This window comes from Flavobacterium sp. (genome assembly GCF_003525665.1).
GTDB lineage: Bacteria > Bacteroidota > Bacteroidia > Flavobacteriales > Flavobacteriaceae > Flavobacterium.
Genome location: NZ_DQDX01000050.1, coordinates 5,678 through 5,918, shown reverse-complemented (window position 1 = coordinate 5,918; position 241 = coordinate 5,678). Strand labels below are relative to the sequence as shown.

The following is a 241-nucleotide window of genomic DNA, read 5'->3' as shown; positions in this document are numbered from 1 at the left end:
CTTAATACTTCAATCTTAATACCTTCTACTCTAAATTTAAAACCGCAACTTCTTGATAATCTTTATAAGTTGACGTTACCACTTTTTCGCCAACTTTCAATCCGTCAAGAACTTCATAATACAACGGATTTTCTCTTCCTAATTTTATGTTTCTTCTTTCGGCGTTAGTTCCATTTACTACAAAGATCCATTTTCCTGCGGTTTCTTGGTTAAAACTTCCTTTAGAAAGTAATGTGGATTT

The 241-nt window shown here is 32.4% G+C and carries 1 pseudogene; it reads right to left on the bottom strand.

Going from position 1 to position 241, the window contains the following annotated elements:
- Positions 1–25: 25 nt before the first annotated feature.
- A pseudogene (locus DIU01_RS03465) lies at positions 26–241 on the bottom strand (RND transporter); the annotation flags it as partial.